This is a genomic window from Paenibacillus sp. 598K, from assembly GCF_003851045.1.
In the GTDB taxonomy this organism is placed as follows: Bacteria; Bacillota; Bacilli; order Paenibacillales; family Paenibacillaceae; genus Paenibacillus_D.
Map to the genome: position 1 here is coordinate 28864 of NZ_BFBX01000088.1, position 1451 is coordinate 30314.

The following is a 1451-nucleotide window of genomic DNA, read 5'->3' on the forward strand; positions in this document are numbered from 1 at the left end:
GGTTTGCAGACACGCCCTAGCGTGTGAAACTAGCGAAAGCATAAGGAGGCGTAACATGAACCAGGAAGAAACGTATGATATCGTCATTTATGGAGGGACCGCTGCAGGCATCGTCGCAGCGCTTCAAGCGAAGTCGATGGGCAAACATGTGGTAGTGATCGAGCAAGGGAGACGAATCGGCGGGCTGACCAGCGGAGGGCTGGGCGATACGGATATTGGCATAAAGGAAGCGATCGGCGGACTCTCCCTGGAATTTTACCGCAGAGTTGCCCGCAAGTACGCCCAGGAAGGGGCTTGCTGGCTTTTTGAACCGAAGGTCGCACTCGAGGTGTTGCTGGAATGGGTGGAGGAACATCATGTCGAGGTCGTGTACGGCGAAAGACTGGATCTCAAGGTCGGCGTAATCAAGCAAGAATCGACCATCGTCGCCGTACGCATGGAATCCGGTAAGGTCTTCAACGGTCGGATGTTTATCGATGCTACGTACGAAGGCGATCTGATGGCCAAGGCTGGCGTATCCTATATCGTCGGCCGCGAGTCGAATGCCCAGTACGGAGAGACCTTGAACGGCATTCACTCGGGTAATGAGCTGCCTGGCAGGATCGATCCTTATGTCGTGAAAGGCGTGCCCTCGAGCGGCTTGCTTCAACGCGTCAATCCGAATGCCGGCGGACAGATCGGCGATGGGGACGCAAAGGTTCAAGCGTATAATTTTCGTATGTGCCTGACGAACAATCCGAACAACCGGCTGGAGATCGAGAAACCGGAAGGGTACGACGAGGCCGATTATGAAATTTTGTTCCGGGCCATCGAGCAAGGTCAAGCTTCGAAATTTTTCAAGCTGAACCTGGTCACGCCAGACAAGACGGACTCCAATAACAACAGCGGCATTTCGACGGATTACAACGGGATGAACCATAGCTATCCCGAGGCGGACTACGCTGCAAGAGAACAGATGTGGCAAGCCCATCGTATTTACCAGCAGGGGTATGTGTGGACGATTCAAAACCACCCTCGTGTGCCCGAAGAGATCAGGGCCGTCTACAAGCCGTGGGGCCTGCCGCGCGATGAATTTGTCGACAGCGGTCACTGGACGCCTCAGTTGTACGTCAGAGAATCCCGCCGGATGATCGGCGATTATGTAGTGACGGAGCATACGGTCAGATTACAAGACAAGGTGACGGACTCCGTCGGCATGGGCTCCTTTGCAATGGACTCGCACCACACGCAATACTATGTCAATGAGGACGGCTATGTCAGCACAGAGGGCGGCTTTTATGTACGATTGACAGCCCCCTACCCAATCAGCTATCGGGCTATGGTGCCCAAGCAGCAGGAGTGCACCAATCTGCTCGTTCCGGTATGCCTCTCCGCCACGCATGCCGCTTACGGCTCTATCCGGATGGAGCCCGTGTTCATGATCCTGGGCCAATCGGCTGCGGCCGCAGCCG

1 protein-coding gene is annotated in these 1451 nt (G+C 55.4%); it reads left to right on the forward strand.

Going from position 1 to position 1451, the window contains the following annotated elements; translation table 11 throughout:
• Positions 1-55: 55 nt before the first annotated feature.
• Positions 56-1451 (forward strand): FAD-dependent oxidoreductase (locus PA598K_RS23805; protein WP_148091979.1); only part of this gene is annotated, 1396 nt, incomplete at its 3' end.